Consider the following 22962-nt stretch of genomic DNA (forward strand, 5'->3'; position numbering starts at 1 on the left):
TTGTTTATATTGTTGTTATTCTTCTTTCTTGTCGGGATAGGTAAAAGGAACGAACCATGTAATCAGCAGCGCCGGTATCGTGCAGAAGAGCACGAAGACGAAGAAGTGGTGGTAACCGAGCGCGTCGCTCACCACGCCGCTTATCATTCCGGGGAGCATTACGCCGAGGTTCATGATGCCGGAGGCAAAGGCGTAATGGCTCATCTGGTGCTCACCTGGGGCTATCTGCTGCATCATGAAGAGTGTCAGGCCCACGAATCCGAAACCATAGCCGAAGTATTCGAGGGTGATACCGCCGCCGATGAGCCACAGGCTATCGGGCTGGTAGAGTGCCAACAGCGTGTAGGCCACGAACGGGAGGTTGAAGACCAGGGCGAGCTTGAACAGCGTGTGCTGTAGTCCCCGGTGCGAGATGTAGTATCCGGCGAGGATGCTGCCCACCACGAAGGCCGCCGCCCCGAAGGTGCCGTAGCACAGTCCTATCTCCTGCTCGCTCATCCCGAGACCCTGATCGGCTCTCGATGCCTTCAGGAAGAGCGGCACGATCTTCATCACGAAACCCTCGGCAAAGCGATAGAGGATGATAAAGGCGATGTAATACCATATGTGTTTCTTCTCGAAGAAGTCGACGAAGACCGCCCAGAGTTCCGTCAGGCTCTGCTTCAGCGTCATGCCTTCGCGGGCCTGCTTGCCGTCGGTGGGGAGGATGAAGAAATGGTAAGTGCCCAGCAGGCACATGATAATGCCGATGATGAGCATGATAATCATCCAGGCCTTGGTAACCCCGAAGGCGTCGATGAAGGTTCCGGCCAGGTATACGAGGCCGCCCGTAGCGGCAATCTTGGCAATGTTATAGAAGGCTCCCTGCCACCCAATCCACTTGGCCTGGTCCTCCTTTGAAAGCACGCCCATGTAGGTTCCGTCAGCTGCAATATCGTGCGTGGCCCCGCTCATGGCAATCACGGCGAGCATCGCAATGGTTACCGCAAAGAAGCTCGGCAGGTTCAAGGCAAACGCCACGAGGGCAAACATAATGCCAGAGAGCACCTGCGTGAACACCACGAAGAACTTCTTGGTCTTGTAAAGCTCCAGGAACGGGCTCCAAAGAGGCTTCAGCGTCCAGGGCAACATGATGAGCGAGGTCCAGAAAGCTATCTGCGCATCGCTCACGCCCATGCCTTTATACATCAGCGTACATACCATGTTCAATACCACGAACGGCATTCCCATGGCAAAATAGAGTGTCGGAACCCATGCTACAGGGCTCACCTTCTTATCTTTTAGTTTTTCCATATTCTTTGATTCGGGCATTCCCATGCCGATCGGTTTTATTTCTTACAAGATTTGAGGAGGTCGGCCTTCCCCTCGTTCACGAGCTTCAGGATGAGCTCACCGAACAAAGTGTTCTGCCAGGCGAACCAAGGACGCGAGTAATTGGCGGCATTATGCACATTGAAACTCTCGTGCATCACGCCCGTATCAGCGTCGGTATCCATCAGCATCTGTATGCTCTGCCTTATCTCCTTATCGTCCGTTGAGGTGAAGGCACGCATCATGATGCTCATCGGCCATGCCATGTCATAGCCCACATGAGGGCCGCCGATGCCCTCGCCAGCCTCGCCCCGGAAGAAATAGGGATTGTCCTCGCTCCACACGAAACGGCGCGTGTTCTGGTAAATGGGGTCGTCGATGTCCACATCTCCTAAATAAGACATGGCCAGGAGGCTGGGCACATTGGCGTCGTCCATGAGGAGCTGGTTTCCGAAACCATCCACCTCGAAGGCATAGATCTTGCCATACTTCGGATGATTGTATACCGCATACTGCATCAACGCCTCGTGCACCTCGGCCGCGAGGTCGCTGCACTCCCGGGCGAGAGCTTCCTGCCTGTTGACCTTCGTCAGTATTTCCGAGGCCTTGTTCAGGCAGGTTACGGCCATGAAGTTAGACGGAACGAGGAAAAGGAAGGTCGTCGCGTCGTCGGAAGGACGGAAAACCGACGCTATCAAGCCTACCGGCTTCACCGGTGCTCCCCATCCGCCGTTGTTCACGGTGTCGAGTGCCCGGTCGGTAACACGCAGGAACTTATAGCTGCCGTGGCCGTCTTTGCGCTGCTGATCCTTGAATGTATTGAGGATGATTCGTATCGTTTTGAGCCATTGTTCATCAAAGATGCTCGCGTCGCCGGTAACCTTCCAGTACTCATAGGCCAGTCGGAGCGGGTAGCAGAGCGAGTCAATCTCGTACTTGCGCTCGTGAAGTTCCGGCTTCATGTCGGTCTCGTCCTTCATCCAATACCCGTCCGGTTCGGGAAAACGGTTGAAAGCGTTGGCATAGGGATCAAGGCAAATGCTCTTGAACTGCCGCAGAATCACTCCCTTTATCATCTCCTTCAGGCTCTTGTCCTTATTCGCGAATTGCACATAAGGCCACACTTGTGCCCCCGAATCGCGGAGCCACATGGCATGGATGTCGCCTGTATATACGAAAGTATCCGGCTTCCCGTCCTCGTCAGTAGTATAGTGGACGGTGGTGTCGAGGGTGTTCGGGAAACAGTTCTCGAACATCCAGGCGAGGTAGGGAGTGTCCTTCAGAAGCTTCTTCACCCGCTTGATTTCCCTTTCAATGGCTTCCGAGCGAAACAGGCGGTCAGCTTCCTTCGGACGCTTCGGCACATATCTCGTGCTTACCGCAATGGCATCGATGTATTCCTGACCGTAGTCCTTCTGTCGGGCATTGGCCTGTGCATGGGCCATTGCTGGCATGGCAAGAGCCGCCAAGGCTGCAATAACAATCTTATTTCGTAAATTCATCTTCCTCGTTTTTACTTTTTCAGGAGGGTGGGAACCGCCCTGGTTACGGGCGGTCTTTCTTCGCCGTTCCAAACTTAGACGGCTTTGCACCCATCACGAACTCCAGCCGGCCGCCCTTGACGATGTCGGCGTAGTCGATATACGACTTCGTGTACTTCCTGCCATTGAGCCTGCAGCTCTGGATATACTTGTTGGCAGTACTGTTGTTGTGAGCTACAATCTCGAAAGTCTTCCCGTTTCCGAGATCCAGTTTGGCACTGTCCCAGATCGGGGAACCGAAGATAAAGCGACCTCCTTCAGGCTCCACCTGATAGAGCCCCATGCTGGAAATGATATACCAGGCACTCATCTGCCCCACATCTTCATTGCCGCTCAGTCCGTCGAAGTCATCCTTGTACATCGTGGAGAGGGTCTCACGAATACGGTCGGCTGCCTTCCAGGGCTGCCCCACATAGTTATACATATAAATAATGTGGTGGCTCGGTTCGTTACCATGGGCGTACTGTCCTATAAGACCCGATATATCCGGAGAGGCATCGGCACCCATATCACCGCTGACAATAAACAGAGAGTCGAGCTTAACCGTAAAGGCTTTCTCGCTGGGGAAAAGGCTTACCAGCCCGTGGACATCCTGCGGCACGAGCCAGTTATACTGCCAGGCGTTGCCCTCGGTATAGTCGTCCTGACGATGAATGGCATGGAACGGATTGAACGGCGTGCGGAAGTTGCCCTTGGAGTCTACTCCCTTCAGGAAACAGTCTGCCGGGTCGAAGAGTCGCTTATAGGACTCAGCCCGCTTCTGGAAGTATTCATAGTCTTCCTGATGGCCTAAAAGCTTCGCCACCTTTGCCACCCCGGCATCGGCAAGAGCGTATTCCAGATGCTTGGCAACGGCCTCATAGGTTGGTTCAAGGTCGAATGGGATGTAGCCGTATTGATTATAAAGGGCCAGGCCTCTGTCTTCCTTCAAGGACGACTGCTTCAAGGCCTGGTACGCAGCCTCCTTGTCTTTCACAAATCCCTTCAATACCAGGTCGGCCAGAACTACCACACCAGGATTGCCGACCATGCAGTCGGTCTCGTTACCAACAAGGTGCCACACCGGCAATTTTCCCTGTTCCCGGTAGATATTCATAAAGGTCTTAGCCACATCTGCTGCCAGATCAGGATGGATGAGTGTCATGAGGGGCATCTTGGCACGGTAGGTGTCCCAGAGGCTGAAGGTGGTGTAATTGGTAAAATCAGCCTTGTGCACCTTGTAGTCGGCACCCCGGTACTCGCCGTTTACATCGCTGAATACCGACGGAGCCACCATAGAGTGGTACATCGCCGTATAGAAAATGCGCCTTGCGGTGGCATCGGCGGTCTGGATCTGTATCTTGCCCAAGGCCTTGTTCCAGGCCTTCGTAGCATTCCTGACGGCACCGTCGAAGTCCCATGCGGGTATCTCTGCCTTCAGATTAAGCTCCGCATTCTTCTCGCTGACGGCAGAAAGGCCCACTTTTACCAGCACTGGCTTCGACACATCGGCTATCTCCAAGGTGAAGATATTGTCCTCACAGCCCACGAAGCGCACCTTCGTATTGAATTTCGCGGCAAAATACACCTGCTGGTTCTTGGCCCATCCCATAGACTTGCGGAAGCCCACAACCATGTCGTCGCCTACGGGCACGAGCTTGCAGGACGACAATGCGTCCCAGCCGATGCCATGTTTGAGATTGAATTTGATGAATCCCTGCTTGCCCGCAAAGGTGTAGCGATGGAACCCCGCACGCTTGGTGGCCGTAAGTTCTACCTTCACATCGGCACCTTTCAGGTCGATGGCATAGTATCCCGGGCGCACGGTTTCCTCCTGATGGGTGAAATATACAGAGTCTTGCTCCATGCTCTTAACGGGCAGGAGAGTGATGTCGCCCAAGTCACCGATGCCCGTTCCGCTCAGGTGCATGTGCGAGAAGCCCACCAGCACATTGTCGCTATAATGATAGCCGGAGCACCAGTCCCAGCCTCGGGTAGGCTCCGTGGGGCCCAGCTGGACAAGTCCGTTCGGCACATTAGCCCCTAAGAACACATGTCCGTGTCCACCCGTACCAACCCAGGGATTCACATATTGGGTGTAATCAACGGCTCCCTTGGGAGCTGCCTGCATAGGCAATGCCGCCAAAACGGCAACTGCAAAAATCAATATTTTACCAAGTAACTTCATAGAAAGGTTTTTAATTTGCCTACAAAGATAACAATTTAAGAGCACTTTCTCCCTACCTTCTTATTATTTTTTAGTCTTAAAAACACTTAATTCGGGCTTTTTCAGTTCGTATGGAATAACCTCTTGAGAAAATCGCCGCAAAGGGAAAAGAATCTTTTAGGACATTATTTTAATGAGAATGATATATAATCAAGAATAGAATAGATATATTCGCAACACATTATGAGTGTAAATTGAATCATCAGAGATGACAATGGGAGAAGAAGGGGAGATAATTGCACAAGAAAAACTATTTTTAGCCGATATGTTAAAAAACGCCTCGCAGGATTGCGATGTTTCCAAACAAAGAGATAATCGGTCGTAAATACGGGAGTTTTGAGTTATTTTCATAACTTATTGATACACAGATGCTTGCAGGCAAAGACCACTCTCCAGACTGTCGGCAGCGGCAAAAAAAATTGCTTTTAACGGCCTTTTGCATTCCTTTTAACGGCCTTTTACCTTGCTTCTAACGGCTTTTTGCTCGGTAGAAAGCCGCTAAAATCCATCCTTCCAGCGGCCTTTTGGTGAAAAAACGACCGCCAACCGAGGATAAAAAGGATGTTGCAAGGCTTTTTCCCACATAAAACCAAGCAGAGGAAAAGCTATTTCGAGGATTTCCGGAGATATTTTCCCGGAAAAATTTTAAGTTAAAAATTCCAGCGGGGAAAACGCAACTGTCTCCATCTCTTTCGTATAGAGAAGTAGCGTACCACGGACAGCATTTTTTCTTTTTCCCATAGGAAAATATCCAAAAAGACAAAGAATGACACTTTTTTTTATTAACTTTGTAGCCAAATAAGCAATCTGAAGGCAGGGCGCAAACCGCGGCGATACCGCAGTCCGGCACCCGGCGCAGGAGATTCCTGACAATGAAATTCGAAGAAGTAATAGGACAAGAGGACACCAAACGGCGCCTGATGCAGATGGTGGAGGAGCAACGACTGCCCCACGCCATTATGCTGTGCGGACCCATGGGCAGCGGCAAAATGGCCCTGACCCTGGCCTTTGCGTCCTATCTGCTGGGCGACGGCCCGATGCTGAAGAACTTCGGGCATCCCGACCTGCACTTCTCGTTTCCCGTCATCAAGCCCACGGGCACCTCGTCAGACCACAAGATGATCAGCGACGACTTCATCCGTGAGTGGCACGAGATGCTCGCCGAGGGGCCTTACTTCACCATGGACCAGTGGCTCTCACACATGCGGGCTGCCAACCAGCAGGCGCAGATCGGCGCGGGCGAGAGCGACTCGCTCATACGGAAACTGAGCCTCAAGTCGAGTCAGGGCGGCTACAAGGTGTGCATCATGTGGCTTCCGGAGCGCATGAACGGCGAGTGTGCCAACAAGATTCTCAAACTCCTGGAGGAGCCCCCGCAGCAGACGGTATTCCTGCTGGTCTGCGAAGAGCCCGAGCACCTCATCGACACCATCTACAGCCGCGTGCAGCGAATAGACCTCAAGCGCATCGACGACGAGGCAATAGAAAGGGCACTCGTGGAGAGACGCGGCCTCGAGCCCGACACGGCGCAGCGAGTGGCACGCATCGCAGGCGGCAGCTGGCTGAAGGCCATAGAGGAACTGAAGGCCGACAGCGAGAGCCGACAGTTTCTCGACATGTTCGTCATGCTCATGCGGCTTGCCTACCAGCGCAACATCAAGGAGCTGAAAAACTGGGCGGAAACCGTTGCAGGCTTCGGAAGGGAAAAGCAGAAGCGGCTCCTCGGCTATTTCCTGCGCATGGTCAGGGAAAACTTCATGTATAACTTCCACCGCCCGGAACTCAACTACATGACGCGGGAAGAGGAGAACTTCTCTAAAAACTTTGCCCGTTTCATCAACGAAGCCAATGTCATAGACCTATCGGAAACGCTGCAAAAGGCACAGCGCGACATCGGACAGAACGCCAACGCGAAGATCGTCTTCTTTGATCTGGCCCTCAATATGATCGTATTACTCTTAAGAAAATAAATACAAAGACAGGACATGGAACATGATAACTTGAAATACAAGATATGCACCGGATACGACAGAGGCCTGTGCATCAGGGGCTGCGGGCGGCAGGATCACCAGCTGAACACTTATGACTGGCTGGCCGATGTGCCGGGTAACAACCAGATTACCGACCTTGTAGAGGTGCAGTTCAAGAACACCCGCAAAGGATATTACCACAATGTGAACAACCTCGACCTGAAGAAAGGCGACATCGTGGCCGTGGAGGCCAATCCCGGACACGACATCGGAGTAGTAACACTCACGGGGCAACTGGTCAAACTGCAGCTGAAAAAGGCGAATCTGAAGTCGCCCGACGAGATCAAACGCATCTACCGCATCGCCAAGCCGGTAGACATGACCAAATACGAGGAGGCCAAAAGCCGTGAGCATGCCACCATGATCCAGAGCCGGCAGATAGCCAAAGACCTCGGCCTGCAGATGAAAATCGGCGATGTGGAGTATCAGGGTGACGGTAACAAGGCCATCTTCTACTATATCGCCGATGAGCGCGTGGATTTCCGCCAGCTGATCAAAGTGTTGGCCGACACCTTCCATGTGCGCATCGAGATGAAGCAGATCGGCGCCCGGCAGGAAGCGGGACGCATCGGAGGGACGGGGCCCTGCGGCCGCGAACTCTGCTGTGCCACCTGGATGAAGAACTTCTCGAGCGTGTCAACCAATGCCGCCCGCATTCAGGACATCTCTCCCAATCCGCAGAAACTGGCAGGCATGTGCGCCAAGCTGAAGTGCTGCCTGAACTACGAAATCGACAATTACATGGAGGCCAGCAAGAAGTTGCCGCCCAAGGATGCCGTTCTCCAGACCAAGGACAACGACTACTATCTCTTCAAGTCGGACATTCTCGCAGGACTCATCACCTACTCCACCGACAAGAATCTTGCCGCAAACACGGAGACTATCACCGTGGAGCGCGCACGGGAAATCATCGACATGAACCGCAAGGGCGAGAAACCGATGTCGCTTGAGCACAACGGCAAGATGAAGGAGGCCGAGAAACCGGTAGATTTGCTTGCTGGGGCCGACCTCAGCAGGTTTGACAAAACCAAGAACAAGAGGAGAGGCAACAACAGGAATCGCAATAATCGGAACTCGAACCCGAACCAGCAAGGCAGCCAGAACCAGAGAAGGAACGGCAACAACCGCAAACCCAGAAACGAGTCGAAGGAATAAATGCGAAAGGCAGCCTATACCTTATTAATATATATCCTCGTCCTATCGGCCTGCGGGAACAGAGCTTACGACCGATACGAGCACACCCCCATAGGCGGCTGGGAGAAGAACGACACCCTCACTTTCCATGTCCCCAAGATGGCCAAGACGGGCGTCTACAAGGAGGATTTGGGCTTGCGAATAGACAATTCATTTCCATTCATGCGCCTCACATTGATTGTGGAGACCACTATTATCCCCTACTTCCATGTGCTGAGAGACACCGTTACACCGGAACTCGTGAATGCCCACGGCCGCTATACGGGCAATGGCATCAGTCATTTCCAGTACACCGTCCCTGTCAGGGAATTTCATCTGAAAGAAGGAGACAGCCTCCGTATCAGCATAAGGCATGACATGAAACGCGAAATCATGCCTGGTATCAGCGATGTGGGCATCATTCTTTCCAGAAGATGAGAGCCTCCGGCCCGTCAGGTCCTTACCAGGTTTCTGGCCGCGTCTATCCTCAAGAAGATAAACAACAGGAAGGTGAAGCCCCACAGGGAGCTTCCTCCATAGCTGAAGAACGGCAGCGGAATGCCGATGACGGGGGTAAGACCGAGCACCATGCCCACATTGATGAAGACATGGAACAGGAAAATGCTCAACACGCAGTAGCCGTATATCCGCCCGAACTTGAAAGGCTGCCGCTCGGCCAAGTGTATCAGCCTTAATATCAAAGCAAGAAAAAGCAGCAGCACACCCGCTGATCCGAGGAATCCCTCTTCCTCCCCGACCGTGCAGAAGATGAAGTCGGTGTCCTGTTCGGGCACGAACTTCAGCTTCGTCTGCGTCCCGTTCAGGAATCCCTTGCCCTTCAAGCCTCCGGAGCCGATGGCTATCTCGCTCTGATGCACATTATATCCGGCTCCCGCAAGGTCTTCGTCCAGCCCCAGAAGTACATTGATTCTCACCCGCTGATGGGGCTTCATCACATTGTTAAGCACATAGTCGGCCGAATAGAAGAATACGATGGAGCCCAATGCGAACAACGCAATGTAGAGGAAATTGCGGATTCTCGAAGACAGGGACTGATACACGAGATAGCCTATCATTAATATCGTCAGCCCAATCTGCACCCATGTAATATCGAAGGGAATGACATACTCGGAGAAAAGCAGGAAGATCAAGGTGATTCCCAGACTACCGCCAAGGAGTATTCGCCCCCTCTTCTTGTCCCTACAATACAGATAGACGAGGACGGAAGAGAAGACCTGTATCAGGAGAAGCACCACGAACTTACCCACCGAGGTCGGCGTATCCCAGAGCAAAAGCTCCTCAAACTTCACCCCGACAACAAAATATACAATCATCGCAACCGCCGCGAAAAGGATACTCCCGGTCATCCCCTCCCTATAGAACATGAGGAAGAAAGAGAAATACACCAGTGCCGAGCCCGTCTCGTTCTGCCCGATGATACAAGCCATGGGCAGCAGCACGATGCCTACGGCTATCGCAAAGTCTCTCCAACGATGTATGTTAAAGTCGTAGGCACTCATGAACTTCGCCACCGCAAGCGCCGTGGTGAACTTCGCAAACTCGGCTGGCTGTAGGCGTAAAGGCCCCATCACGAGCCACGACCGCGACCCCTTGATCGTATGAGGATTGAATATCGTCAGGAAAACAAGCACCACCAGCAGAAAATAGAATACATACGAATAGGTCTCATAGAAGCGGTCGTCAATCATCAGCAGCACGAATCCCAACGCAATGGATGTGCCAATCCACACAATCTGCATACCCGAACGGGAGCTGAAGCTAAAGATGTCGGTGTCTCCATAGGTGTAGCTGGCACCACAGACGCTCATCCAGCCCAGAGCCAGAAGTGCCAGATAGATGCCCACCGTCCACCAGTCGATGGAACGGATGATGCCACTCGACTTATCGATTTGCCTTGCCATATCCTATTCTCCTTTTCTGAAGGGCAGCCGCCTCTTTCTCCGCGGAGGGTGAGAGCTTGCCCGAAAGATACCGTTCAAACAACACTCCGGCAATGGGAACGGCGAAGTCGGCTCCGAAGCCGCCGTTCTCCACATATACCGCAATGGCAATCTTGGGATTATCCATAGGCGCAAAGCCCATGAAGACAGAGTGGTCCTGTCCCCTGTTCTGGGCCGTACCGGTCTTTCCGCAGATGTCATAGGGAAGATGGCCGAGCCATTTGCAGGTTCCGCCAAGTACCGACGAACGCATTCCCTGCACCACATAATTATACGAACGCTTGCTGGCCTTGGTGTATTGCCTGCTCGTGAAGGCCGTGTCCAGAGGCTCTCCCTGCACTTTCCGCACCACATGAGGACGATAATAGTAGCCGCGGTTCGCGATGGTAGCCCCCAGATTGGCAATCTGCAGCGGCGTGAGGTTCACCTCGCCTTGGCCGATAGAGATGGAAATCACCGTCAGCCCGTTCCACGAACCCTTGTAGGCTTTATCGTAGAAAGTGGCATTGGGAATCAGCCCCCGCTTCTCTCCAGGAAGGTCGATGCCAAGTTTATAGCCGAAGCCCATGCTCACCATGTAGTCGCGCCATGTGTTCATGGCCTCCTGGACATTACCGTACTTGCGACGGTTGCTCATCATATAGTAGAGTCCCCAGCAGAAATAGCCGTTACAGGAAGTGCTGATGGCATTTACCAAGTTGAGTGGCGACGCATGCCCGTGGCATCCCACATGCAGTCCGCGGTAGTAAAAACCATGGTGGCACGGGAACATCGTGCCAGGCGAGATGATGCCTTCGGTCATGTAGGTAAGGGCCTGCGAGGTCTTGAATGTCGACCCCGGGGGATACTGTCCCATGATGGCACGGTTGAGAAGGGGCTTCCAGACATTGCGTGAAAGCACGGCATGGGCTTTGCTCCGCTGCCTGCCCGTCATGGAACGGGGGTCGTACGAGGGCGACGAGACCATTGCCAAGACCTCCCCGGTGGAAGGCTCGATGGCCACGATGGCACCTATTTTCCCTTCGAGCATTCGCTCGCCGAGAGCCTGGAGTTCGAGGTCGATACCCAAAGTGATGTCCTTCCCTGCGACAGGGCGCGTGTCGAGCTTCCCGTCCTGGTAGTTCCCCTGGATTCTGCCATGGGCATCACGGAGCATAATCTGTACCCCCTTGACGCCACGGAGCTGCTTCTCATAAGAGCGTTCCACGCCCAGCTTCCCGATATAGTCGCCCGCCTGATAGTAGTCATCTTCCTCTATATCGCCAGGAGAGACCTCTCCCACATCGCCCAACACATGGGCCGCATAGGGATACTGATACTGGCGGATGCTCCGTTTCTGCACATAAAAACCTGGAAAACGGAACATTTTCTCGCGGAACATACTAAATTCCTCGTCCGAAAGCTGGCTCATGAAAAGTTGTTGGGTAAACCTCGAGTAGCCCGGATTCTTGTTCCGGTCCTTGATTTCAGCCATTCGCTGGATGAAGAAATCCTTCGTGATACCCAATGCCTCACAGAATTCGAGCGTATCGAGACGGTCTTTCTCCTCGTTCATTACGACCATTATATCGTAGGCCGGCTGATTATAGACCATCAACTTGCCGCTACGATCCCTGATAAGTCCCCGTGAGGGATACTCTATTTTCTTGAGGAAGGCATTGGAGTCGGCGTTCTTTTTGTAGTCATCACTCAACAGCTGCAGGGTGAACAGGCGGACGATATAGATGACCACGACTGCCACGGCCACCCCTCCTATTACCAAACGGCGGTTTGAGAGATTGAAGTCTTTCATCTTTTTCGCAAATTCTCAATGGCAAGAATCAGAAGAACCGTCAGCGCCGCACTGCCTCCTATGCACTCCAGCCACAGCAACCAATTGAAGAAACTGAAAGTCTCGACAGTAAAGAAAACGAGGCAATATACCATCACGAGGATAGCTGCGTAATAGAGAAACTTGGCAAAACCGAGGCTCTTCATCGACGGCTGCAGATCCTCGGCACTATCACGATTGAGGAACATCGTAAGTACATAGGGCTGGAGAAACCCCAAGAAGGTCATCGAAGCGGCCGCTACACCGGGAGTGTTAGAGAACATGTCGACCAGAAGTCCCATCAGGAAACTTATCAGCAGGATACCCCAGCGGGGAAAACCCCTGGGAAAAAGCAGGACCGTATACACATAAAGCAAGGGTGTGGCACAGCCGAAGAGGTGGATATGATTCAACACCAGAACCTGCGCCAGCAAGAGAATCACAAAAAGCAGAATACCTTTCAGAAAATTCAGATTCATCCTTTACGCTTGTTATTCCGTCTATTACGCCTACTTATTATCCTTAGTCCCGATAGAGTCCCGGGCGGCCTGAAGCACTCGCTGCCGCTCCAGCAAGGGGGCATTGTCGATGATCACGACATCCCGGAGGTTCCCGAAGTCGGTGGCGAGCTGCACCTTCAGACGATAGGAAAGTCCGTCAGGGGAGTTGAAGACATACTTGATCTGCCCGACCCTTATCCCGGAGGGGAACACGGAGGAGTATCCGCTCGTTACGACATAGTCGCCCTTCCTGAACTTTGCATGCCGTGGCACATCGTCTACATAGGCCAGATGGCGATAGCCTCCGTTCCAATGCAGATAGCCGAAGTATCCCCTGTCCTGTATCATGCAGCTGATGCTCGAATGGGAGTTCAATACCGGGATGACGACGGCGTAGTGCGGAGACACCTGATAGACGATTCCTACGACGCCATTGCCGCTCACCACACCCATGTCGACCTTTACTCCGTCGGCAGAGCCCTTGTTGACGGTGATGAGATTATCCACCTTGTCGAGAGAGTTGCTCACCACCTTTGCCTGGATGAGCCGATAACTGGAAAGTTGCTGATCCAGAGGTGCATGCAGGACATTGGTGTCGCCGGTGGCAACCGCCAACTTTGCCCGCATGCCCTTCAGCTGCTGCTCAAGCGCAATGTTGCGCAGGGTCAACTCCTCGTTGGCTTCCGTCAGCGAGAAGAACGATTCCACCTGCGACTCCCACTCGTAGACCTGCCCTACCACAGTATTGGCAGAGGAGAACCACACACTCCCCTGATAACTGTTATACTGGAATACAAGCACGAAGCTGAGTACCTCGAGCAGCACGAAAAGGAACCAGTGGCTGTGTCTGGACAGAAACTCCAGTAAGTTCCGCATGCCTTACCGCATCAAGAAAGAGAACTTGTCTACATTCTTCAGGGCAATGCCGGCACCCTTGGCAACGCTGTGCAACGGGTCTTCGGCGATATGGAACGGAATGTTTATCTTGTCCTGCAGACGCTTGTCGAGGCCTCTCAGCAAGGCACCGCCACCGCTCAGGTAGATTCCATTCTTCACAATGTCTGCATAAAGCTCGGGAGGAGTGTTCTCCAGGGCAGAGAGCACGGCATTCTCTATCTTCGCCACGGTCTTGTCAAGGCAGTGGGCGATTTCCTGATAACATACGGGCACCTCCATCGGGAGAGCCGTGATGCGGTTAGGCCCGTGGACGACATAGTCCTCGGGAGCCTCCTCGCCCAGGTCTGTAAGCGCCGACCCCACATGGATCTTGATGCGCTCTGCCATGCGCTCCGACACCTTCACATTGTGCTGGCGGCTCATGTATTCCTGAATGTCGGCCGTGAGGTCGTCGCCGGCAATGCGAATAGAGTTGTTGCTCACGATGCCGCCGAGCGAGATAACGGCAATCTCGGTAGATCCGCCACCTATGTCGACGATCATGTTACCTTCGGGCGCCTCGACATCGATACCTATGCCTATGGCGGCTGCCATCGGCTCGAAAATCAGGTAGACATCGCGGCCGTCGGCATGCTCGGCACTGTCGCGGACGGCACGAAGCTCCACCTCGGTACTGCCCGAAGGTACTCCGATTACCATGCGGAGCGACGGCGAGAAGATGCGAGACCCCGAATGAACCATCTTGATGAGGCCGCGCATCATCTGCTCGCAGGCAGTAAAGTCGGCAATCACGCCGTCGCGGAGAGGGCGGATGGTGCGAATGTTGTCGTGCGTCTTCTCATACATCATCTTGGCCTGTCCACCCACGGCGATCATCTTGTCTGTGCGACGATCGAGGGCCACCACCGAAGGTTCGTCAACCACAATCTTGTCATCGCTGATAATGATGGTGTTGGCGGTTCCCAGGTCCATCGCGATTTCTTGAACGAATGAAAAAAATCCCATATTTTGATTTGTTGTTATTAGAAAGCGAGAAGTGCCTTACGGTGAGAACGGTCTGCTCCCGAGCGGCCTGCGCTCCGTTTCCGCCTTCCCGGCCTTTCTGTTTTGTTGATACTTTTTTATGTCCCGGCCTTTTCCCCTGCCCTTTTCAGCATACAAAGGGTTGAAGTATGTGTCCACAGATGCCTATTTCCGAAACCACTCGTGGATGGCCGCATCATAATGGCTGCTGACCCCGAAGGCACGGGCTGCCAGCATCCTGCGGTCCTCAAGGTCGGTCTTTGCACCTTTCGCATTCAGGATATCGAGGAGCAAGCCATACTCTGCCTTACTCGGAACGATAACCACATCCTTGAAATTCTTGGCCCCCGCCCGAATCAGGGAGATGCCGCCGATGTCAATTTTCTCGATGATGTCGGCCTCGCCGGCTCCGCTCGCCACGGTCTGCTCAAACGGGTAGAGGTCTACGATGACGAGATCGATGGCGGGAATCTCATATTGCTGCATCTGCTCGCGGTCGCCCTCGTTGTCGCGACGGGCAAGGATTCCTCCGAACACCTTCGGGTGCAGGGTCTTTACACGCCCCCCGAGAATCGAGGGATAAGTGGTTACATCCTCCACCTTTCGGCACTCGTAGCCCAACGACTCGATGAACTTCTGGGTGCCTCCGGTGGATAGGAACTTGACGCCCTCGTCGCTCAACTTTTTGAGCAGACTCTCCAGTCCGTCCTTGTGAAACACGGAGATAAGGGCAGTCTTGATTTCTTTTACTTCAGCCATTATAATTGATAATCTTTGGATAACTAGGTTGCAAATTTACGAAATATTCCCGACTATTCCATCATTTTAGGCTTAAAAAAGATTGATTTTTCACATTATTATGCGTTAAATCCACTTTTGGGGCAGAAAAACAAATATCTGTAAAATCAGCCCCTGTCCCCTATCTCCCTACAAAGAAGAATTGGCAAAAAGAGCATAAACAACATGAAAATATTTTATCAACAGGCAAAAATACAGCTCCGTTTTGCGAACAGACACCACCTTCGGCTCAAAAACCGCGCGGATTTTCAGCATAACGGAAAAGTGCTTTCAGGCCCTGTTTGTCCTTTTGGAAGCCCCCGCAAAAGCAAAAGGCGGCCTTTTACAGGGTCGGAAGCCGTTAAAAGGAAGGTCGGAAGCCGCCTTTTACTCGGCTTTTTGCCACCTTTCATCACCTAACTTCGCCTCTTTAGCACCCTGTTTTGGCCTTTTTAGGGGCAAAAACAGACCAAATCACACCCTTCAGAGCTACCTCCTGCCTCCCAGATTTGTGCGAAAAGCACTCATTCCAATACTCCTTCACGGTTTCGCAAATAAGCAAATTCTTGAAAAAAGACCAACAATTCCAAGTGCTTATCTTATTGTCAGAAAGACAAGGACTGCCACACAACGATCTGCCGGGCAGCTACCCGGCAGGAATCGTGCAACAAAGGCAGCCGCATTTCTACGGCTGCGAGCCATCACCTGACATGCGTCTTCAGGAAGTTCTCTATCTTGTCGAACGGGATAAAATGGTGTTCACCCCCGTCATAGAGGTCGGTGTGGGTGGCACCAGGCACAATCAGAAGTTCCTTGTTACTCCCCGTCAGTTTCCTGAAAGTGTCCTCACCCATGTAGCGACTATGCGCTTTCTCGCCATGAACGATAAGCACCGCACCATGGATGTCTTCCGGATGAGCGAGAATTGCATTGTCGGTCCATCCCAGTTGGGCCTGGGTCATCCAGCCTGCATTTGAATTTACGGAATTCTTATGGTACCCACGCTTGGTCTTGTAGTAGGCGCTATACTGCTGAACGAAGTCTGGCATGTTCTGCGCCTTTGCCACTTCCGGCTCCAGGCAGCCGCCTGCGGTAGCCACAGGTCCCGTCTTATACTCCTGCGTGCGCAACGCGGTAATCTGCTGTTTGGTCTTATAGCGGTCGGCAGCCGTCCCTTGATCGAAATATCCATTTGCCCCCACGCGCGGCATATCATACATGGTTACGGCGACGGTGGCCTTTATCCTCGGGTCGGCCGCCGCCGCATTCAGGCTGATGCCGCCCCATCCACAGATGCCGATGATGCCGATGCGTTCCGGATCTGCAATCCCCAGGTTTGACAGATAGTCGACCGCCGCCATGAAATCCTCGGTATTGATGTCCAGAGAGAACATGTCGCGGGGCCGGCCGCCGCTCTCTCCCGTGAAAGAGGGATCGAACGCAATGGTAAGGAAGCCTCGCTCCGCCATCGTCTGGGCATACAAACCAGAAGACTGCTCCTTCACCGCACCAAACGGACCGGCTACTGCCAGAGCAGCCATCCGGCCCACTACACCCCGTGGGATGTACATGTCGGCAGCCAGCGTGATGCCGAAACGATTGTGAAAGGTAACCTTCCGATGATCCACCTTGTCGCTCTTCGGGAACACCTTGTCCCACTCCTGCGTCAAAGTCAGCTGCTCTTCCACAGCTTTCCGTGCTACATTATTCATAATTATACTGCTTTGTGCGCCGGCATCAGCTGCCCCCAGGGCAAGCATCGTCAGCACGATTAAACATGTTCTCATATCCCGATATTTACGGTTTCTGTTGCAAAGATAATGAAAAAAAGGCTTCCTGCGCTAAACCGATTACGGAAGAAAGTAACGATTTTACATTTTCACCCGAACACAGGCATCGGCGCAAAGTCTGGCAGAAGCATCAACAGCTGGCATGATTTTTGCTGGTTGTTTGATTAGAATCATTCACCGATAAAACTAACAGACATGACAAAATTCGAAAAGGGCAAAGCCCTGAATCCCAATGAGGTAGTAGGTTACCAAGACGGTGGCATCGTCAGTATGGAACTTCTCCACAACAAGCAGGGAAGCATCACGCTGTTTGCCTTCAGCAAAGGGCAGCAGCTCAGTCCGCACTCCGCCCCGCTGGATGCCTTCATACAGGTAACTGACGGCGAGATGGTAATAACCCTCGACGACGAGGAGCACCATGTAAGGAGCGGCGAAGTGTTCATGATTCCCGCCACACATGTACACGCCGTGCGGGCGGAGCAGGACTTCAAGATGATTCTCACGATGGTGAAATCCTGATTCCGGATAAAATAATCCGGGAAAAACCGACTGTAATGTAAAACATTACAAGGAGTGTTTGCGTATTACAATTAATTTTAGTATCTTTGCAACAGTTTTTAATTTAACATCAAGAGAAATGAAAATCGAAAAAATTCATGCAAGAGAAATCCTCGACTCAAGAGGTAATCCTACCGTAGAGGTTGAAGTAACATTGGAAAATGGCGTAATGGGTCGTGCCAGCGTTCCTTCCGGCGCATCTACCGGTGAGAACGAGGCTCTCGAACTGCGCGATGGCGACAAGGCTCGCTTCGGCGGCAAGGGCGTCCTGAAGGCCGTAGAGAATGTGAACAAGGTTATCGCTCCTGCTTTGAAAGGCGACTGCGTGCTCAACCAGCGTGCCATTGACTATAAGATGCTCGCACTCGACGGCACTCCCACGAAGAGCAAGCTCGGTGCCAACGCCATCCTCGGCGTATCCCTCGCTGTTGCCCAGACGGCTGCTAAGGCACTCGGTCTGCCTCTCTATCGCTACATCGGCGGTGCCAACACCTATACCCTCCCTGTTCCGATGATGAACATTATCAACGGCGGTGCTCACTCTTCAGCTCCCATCGCATTCCAGGAATTCATGATTCGCCCCGTTGGCGCACCCTGCGAGAAGGAAGCCATCCGCATGGGAGCAGAGGTGTTCCACGCACTCGCCAAGCTCCTGAAGAAGCGCGGCCTCTCTACGGCAGTAGGCGACGAGGGCGGCTATGCTCCTGAACTGAACGGCATCGACGACGCCCTCGACAGTATTGTCCAGGCTATCAAGGACGCAGGATACGAGCCCGGCAAGGATGTGAAGATTGCCATGGACTGCGCGGCTTCCGAGTTCGCTACCGTTGAGAACGGCCAGTACTACTACAACTATAAGGAACTGAAGAACGGCATGCCTAAGGATCCTAACGGGAAGAAGCTCTCCGCCGACGAGCAGATTGCCTATCTCGAGGAACTCATCAACAAGTATCCTATCGACTCCATTGAGGACGGTCTCGACGAGAACGACTGGGAGAACTGGGTAAAGCTCACCAAGAAGATTGGCGATCGCTGCCAGCTTGTGGGCGACGATCTCTTCGTTACCAACACCAAGTTCCTGCAGAAGGGCATTCAGATGGGTGCTGCCAACTCTATCCTGATCAAGGTAAACCAAATCGGCTCACTGACAGAGACCCTCGAGGCTATCGAGATGGCTCACCGTCATGGCTATACGACCGTAACTTCTCACCGCTCAGGCGAGACCGAGGACACCACCATTTCTGACATCGCAGTCGCTACGAACTCAGGCCAGATCAAGACGGGCTCCATGTCTCGTACGGATCGCATGGCTAAATACAACCAGCTCATCCGCATCGAGGAAGAGCTCGGCGAGGTTGCCAAGTATGGCTTCAGCAAGCTGAAGTAATCCAGAATCGTTTTTATTCAACGATAAGTAATCAGGGATGCCCGTCTGGGCATCCCTAATTTTTCATTGATCCCAAAGCCTTGTCTATCTCCCGAACAGCCTTCTTGAAGGGGGAAATCCCGCCATGACCATGAAATAATATGGTTTTCTTAATCCTAACGGCATATAATTCAAATATTCTTTGTAAGTTTGCAGCTAATTAATCAACAACCCATAAATAGCAAATTATGAAAACCATTCACACCGACAAGGCACCTGCTGCCATTGGCCCATACAGTCAGGCCATCGAAGCTAACGGTTTTGTGTTCGCCTCCGGACAGCTCCCCATCGACCCTTCAACCGGTCTGTTTCCGAAGGGAGGCGTGGCCGAACAGACCCGCCAGTCAATCCTCAATGCAGAAAACATTCTACAGGCGGCGGGCACCGACCTCAAACATGTAGTAAAAACCACCGTCTATCTCGCGAACATGGCAGATTTCGGAGCCATGAACGAGGTCTACTCCCAATTCTTCAGTGAGCCATACCCCGCCCGCTCTGCCGTTGCCGTCAGGGAATTACCTAAAGGCGCACTTGTAGAAATAGAGGTGCTTGCTGCCAAATAAGAATCATGCAGCCGTATTGGCTCCTATTAATTTAGGAGCCTTTCGCTCTATCTATAGGCATAGAGAGTTCACGACTTGCGCAATTTTTGCACAAAATTACATGCTTAAAAGGTAAGAAATATGATTAAAACCCTTGACAAAGTGAAATCTATCACCTATCTTTGCACCAGATATAGATAAATACCATGAAACGAAGAATATAATTTAAGTTAAGTATCAATTTATGACCCTATTGCGAAATCCGGTCCGATTGTTTTGTACAAATATAAGTTAGTAAGGCAGATTAGCATCGTGAGATGTGTTGTATCGTTTAGTTGAATTACTATCCCGGAGGCATTTTCTTTATTGCCACCGGGATATGTAGTTTCTGAGACAGGTATTCCCCCATTCTGTTTTCCACTCAATGACGAAGAATGAGCCAATGTCATATCCAGCATCTCTACCCGAGAATCAAACCCGGGGGACTTTCTCTGGAGAGTATAGGCTTTGTTTGCAGAAGCCTGCGGTAGGTTCTCAATTCGTTGTGATGACCCGCAGACTGTCGGCTTTTGTGCGGGCTTTCAACCATTTTTGAATCCGGGCACGGTCTTCATGGGGCAATTGTCTGCTGCAACCCAATACAGCTACGACATAATGTTTCGTCGCTGTGGTGTCGGCTTGTGCTTCCACTATGTTAGAGAGGGATATTCTGTTCACCAGAGGGCAGATGGCCTTCACCTCGCGCACGACCTCCCGGCTAAGCCTTTCGTAAGCTGTGTATTGTTGCAGCCGATTCTCCAGCTCGTAGATTTGACTCGACTGCTCCAAGAGCTTTTTATTGGTGGCTCCAGAAGCCTAGACCGTAGTGGCAAGTTCCTTGTTCTGCATCAACAGGCTGTCTGACTGATAGCCCTGAATGACATTCAGGCGATAGCCTTCAAGGTGGTATCGAGAAAGTTGAGCCGCAACCTTGATAATCGTTGCCCTGTCAATGGGCCTGCCTACGGCTACGACATCCAGTGTCTTCTTCTCGTTATCATGGCTTTGAGAAATAATCTGTGTCCCTTTGAAGCTTATTTCGTTTTTCACGAACTTATTCACATTGTTGCTAAGTACGCTCCTGCGGATAATCTGCACCGTCATATAGGTAGCAGGAATCATAGTAAGAATCACAATGGCGACAATATACCGGCGGACGGCAAGAAGTCGCCGGGCATCAATAAATTCCTTGTGCTTGAAGCGAAGCATCCTCACCCCTACGAAGGTGGACAGAGCGATGAACACCGTATTGATGAAGAACAAATAGAAAGCCCCAAAGAAAAACGACATCTTGCCTACGGCTAATCCGTAGCCCGCTGTACACAAAGGCGGCATCAGGGCAGTAGCAATGGCTACGCCCGGAATCACATTGCCCTTCCCTTTCGTACAAAGAGCCAGTATACCGGCCGCGCCACCAAAGAGGGCTATCAGTACATCATAGAGTGACGGAGAAGTGCGAGCCAACAATTCCGACTGTGCCTCATTGAGAGGTGTTATGGTAAAATAGATGGCAGCCGTAAGCACACTGATGACCGTAGCCACAAGATAATTCTTGATAGAACGCTTAAGCAGTTCGAAGTCATTGATGCCAATGGCCAACCCCATACCGATAATCGGTCCCATGAGCGGCGAAATGAGCATGGCACCGATAATAACTGCCGTGGAATTGATGTTCAGTCCCAACGATGCGATAAAGATGGCAAAGACAAGTACCCAAAGGTTGGCTCCATGGAATGTGATGCCCGCGCTAATCTGCCGGACCGTCTCGGCTTCATCCTCCTTGTCGGGCAGGGCATTGAAATAGCCCTTCACTATTTGCCATAACGATTTTTCCTGTTGTCCCATATTCTCTTTCATTTTGCCACAAAAATACGAAGAAATAATGGAAAAGCCAATCAAAGCGTCTGAAATATATGGTCTTTATCATCTTCCATTTGGATATTTAAATAATTTTTTGTAACTTTGCCTTCGTGTTATTTGGCACAAGACCCCTCCAAATAGAGGTTGTACACTCCTCTGTATTATATATTTTCCATTATATACTCTCACAGATGAAACAACATTATCAAAAAGAATTTGAAAACAGAGTCATCATTCCTGCCATTCAATTCATGCAACGCGAGCGGTCAAGCGGCATAGTCCTCGGGCTTTCGGTAATCGTAGCGTTGATACTGGCCAACTCTCCTCTTCGCGAACAATACTTCTCTTGCCTCGACTCACACTTTGGATTTGTCTTCAATGGCAAACCTTATCTCAATTTCACCCTGGAGCACTGGATAAACGACGGTTTGATGTCGATGTTTTTCTTCGTTGTAGGCTTAGAACTGAAGCATGAGTTCATCGGTGGAGAGCTGAAGGATATCCGTAATGTTACCCTTCCTATCATGGCCGCCATCTTCGGAATGCTCGTCCCTGCAGTGTTTTATTCCGCCTTCAACTGGGGTACCAGCGTATCCGCGGGCTGGGGAATTCCCATGGCCACCGACATAGCCTTCGCACTTGCAGTACTATATCTCCTCGGCGACCGCGTACCCGGGTCTATCAAGGTGTTTCTTACCACCCTGGCCATCGTCGACGACTTAGGCTCTGTCTTGGTTATTGCCTTGTTCTATACATCACACATATCGTTGGCAAGCCTCTTCGTGGGATTCGGCTTTTTGCTCATCATGCTAATCGGCAATAAGTTGGGAGTGAAGAATGTGTGGTTCTATGGGCTGCTGGGCATTGGCGGCGTCTGGGTGGCCTTCCTCATGTCAGGCATCCATGCCACCATAGCAGCCGTGCTGTCGGCACTCGTCATTCCTGCCGACTCCCATATTCCTGAGGTAGCCTTTATAGCCCGTGCCAAGAAACTCGTGAAACAGTTTGAGCAAGCAGAGGGCAATACCGTGCAGACACTGGAGCCAGAGCAGATGGAAATTCTATCGAAAGTTCGGGCTGACTCACGCGGAGCCATGCCTCCGTTGCAGCGTCTTGAACATGGGATGCAACCCATCGTGGCATATATCATCATGCCCATCTTCGCTCTGGGCAATGCCGGCATATCCTTTACCGATATGGACTTGACCCTGCTCACCCAGAATAATGTCGCACTGGGCGTGTTCGTCGGTCTCTTACTGGGCAAGCCGCTGGGCATCCTAATGGCCGTATGGATTACCGAGAAGGTGAAACTGGGCAAGCGATCACGCCATATGACCTGGCGGAGGCTCACCGGACTGGGCTTCTTAGCCTCCATCGGATTCACCATGTCAATGTTTGTTACCATGCTGGCTTTTGGCAATGCCGACTACCAGACACAAGCTAAGGTGGCCATCCTTGCCGCATCGCTCTTGGGCGGTCTGATCGGCTATCAAATTCTCAAGAGACAATAACCATCTT

General features: G+C 52.0%; 17 protein-coding genes and 1 pseudogene. 7 read left to right on the top strand and 11 right to left on the bottom strand.

What is annotated here, in order from left to right; genetic code table 11:
• Positions 1-15 precede the first annotated feature (15 nt).
• The 3 genes from BM114_RS07820 to BM114_RS07830 are packed head-to-tail and all read right to left on the bottom strand — an operon-like array spanning position 16 to position 5019.
• Positions 16-1293 (bottom strand): MFS transporter, encoded by a 1278-nt coding sequence (locus tag BM114_RS07820; RefSeq protein ID WP_092112258.1) that lies wholly within the window; start codon positions 1291-1293, stop codon positions 16-18.
• 35 nt (positions 1294-1328) lie between these two features.
• Positions 1329-2813: a glycoside hydrolase family 125 protein gene (locus BM114_RS07825; protein WP_369808412.1), complete on the bottom strand. Its 1485-nt coding sequence runs from the start codon at positions 2811-2813 to the stop codon at positions 1329-1331.
• A 43-nt stretch (positions 2814-2856) separates the two neighbouring features.
• Entirely contained in the window at positions 2857-5019 is a 2163-nt protein-coding gene (locus BM114_RS07830) for a GH92 family glycosyl hydrolase (protein WP_092112162.1), read from the bottom strand.
• A gap of 911 nt (positions 5020-5930) precedes the next feature.
• Here BM114_RS07830 and BM114_RS07835 point away from each other — a divergent pair.
• The 3 genes from BM114_RS07835 to BM114_RS07845 are packed head-to-tail and all read left to right on the top strand — an operon-like array spanning position 5931 to position 8699.
• Complete coding sequence (locus tag BM114_RS07835; protein ID WP_092112164.1) at positions 5931-7028, top strand: DNA polymerase III subunit; 1098 nt, start codon at positions 5931-5933, stop codon at positions 7026-7028.
• 15 nt (positions 7029-7043) lie between these two features.
• Complete coding sequence (locus BM114_RS07840) at positions 7044-8243, top strand: PSP1 domain-containing protein (RefSeq protein ID WP_092112166.1); 1200 nt, start codon at positions 7044-7046, stop codon at positions 8241-8243.
• A complete protein-coding gene (locus BM114_RS07845; protein WP_092112168.1) occupies positions 8244-8699 on the top strand; it encodes a gliding motility lipoprotein GldH in 456 nt (151 codons plus the stop codon).
• 14 nt (positions 8700-8713) lie between these two features.
• On the opposite strand, the gene rodA is transcribed toward BM114_RS07845, so the two are convergent.
• From rodA to BM114_RS07885, 7 genes are all read right to left on the bottom strand, one after another.
• Entirely contained in the window at positions 8714-10183 is a 1470-nt protein-coding gene (rodA, locus tag BM114_RS07850) for a rod shape-determining protein RodA (RefSeq protein WP_092112170.1), read from the bottom strand.
• Positions 10164-12014 (bottom strand): penicillin-binding protein 2, encoded by a 1851-nt coding sequence (gene mrdA, locus BM114_RS07855; protein ID WP_092112172.1) that lies wholly within the window; start codon positions 12012-12014, stop codon positions 10164-10166. Before mrdA ends, rodA begins: the two co-directional genes overlap by 20 nt.
• Complete coding sequence (gene mreD / locus BM114_RS07860; RefSeq protein ID WP_092112175.1) at positions 12011-12511, bottom strand: rod shape-determining protein MreD; 501 nt, start codon at positions 12509-12511, stop codon at positions 12011-12013. Before mreD ends, mrdA begins: the two co-directional genes overlap by 4 nt.
• A gap of 30 nt (positions 12512-12541) precedes the next feature.
• Positions 12542-13408 (bottom strand): rod shape-determining protein MreC, encoded by an 867-nt coding sequence (gene mreC, locus BM114_RS07865; protein ID WP_092112177.1) that lies wholly within the window; start codon positions 13406-13408, stop codon positions 12542-12544.
• A 3-nt stretch (positions 13409-13411) separates the two neighbouring features.
• Positions 13412-14434, bottom strand: coding sequence for a rod shape-determining protein (locus tag BM114_RS07870; protein WP_092112179.1), 1023 nt, complete (start codon positions 14432-14434; stop codon positions 13412-13414).
• Positions 14435-14617: 183 nt separating this feature from the next.
• Complete coding sequence (locus BM114_RS07875; protein WP_092112181.1) at positions 14618-15211, bottom strand: IMP cyclohydrolase; 594 nt, start codon at positions 15209-15211, stop codon at positions 14618-14620.
• Between the two features lie 719 nt (positions 15212-15930).
• Entirely contained in the window at positions 15931-17016 is a 1086-nt protein-coding gene (locus tag BM114_RS07885) for an alpha/beta hydrolase (RefSeq protein WP_143089290.1), read from the bottom strand.
• A 198-nt stretch (positions 17017-17214) separates the two neighbouring features.
• Between BM114_RS07885 and BM114_RS07890 the strand changes: the two genes are divergently transcribed.
• The 3 genes from BM114_RS07890 (at position 17215) to BM114_RS07900 (ending at position 19566) form a co-directional block, all read left to right on the top strand.
• Complete coding sequence (locus BM114_RS07890) at positions 17215-17538, top strand: cupin domain-containing protein (protein ID WP_092112186.1); 324 nt, start codon at positions 17215-17217, stop codon at positions 17536-17538.
• 118 nt (positions 17539-17656) lie between these two features.
• The gene (gene eno, locus BM114_RS07895) at positions 17657-18964 is read left to right on the top strand and encodes a phosphopyruvate hydratase (protein ID WP_092112189.1); all 1308 of its coding nucleotides are present in this window, start codon (positions 17657-17659) and stop codon (positions 18962-18964) included.
• Positions 18965-19191: 227 nt separating this feature from the next.
• Positions 19192-19566, top strand: coding sequence for a RidA family protein (locus BM114_RS07900; RefSeq protein ID WP_092112191.1), 375 nt, complete (start codon positions 19192-19194; stop codon positions 19564-19566).
• Positions 19567-20079: 513 nt separating this feature from the next.
• On the opposite strand, the pseudogene BM114_RS07905 reads toward BM114_RS07900, so the two are convergent.
• A pseudogene (locus BM114_RS07905) lies at positions 20080-21429 on the bottom strand (TIGR00341 family protein).
• 206 nt (positions 21430-21635) lie between these two features.
• Between BM114_RS07905 and nhaA the strand changes: the two are divergent.
• Entirely contained in the window at positions 21636-22955 is a 1320-nt protein-coding gene (nhaA, locus tag BM114_RS07910) for a Na+/H+ antiporter NhaA (RefSeq protein ID WP_092112193.1), read from the top strand.
• The last annotated feature ends 7 nt before the right edge of the window (positions 22956-22962 follow it).

The organism is Prevotella sp. KH2C16 (assembly GCF_900113305.1).
In the GTDB taxonomy this organism is placed as follows: Bacteria; Bacteroidota; Bacteroidia; order Bacteroidales; family Bacteroidaceae; genus Prevotella.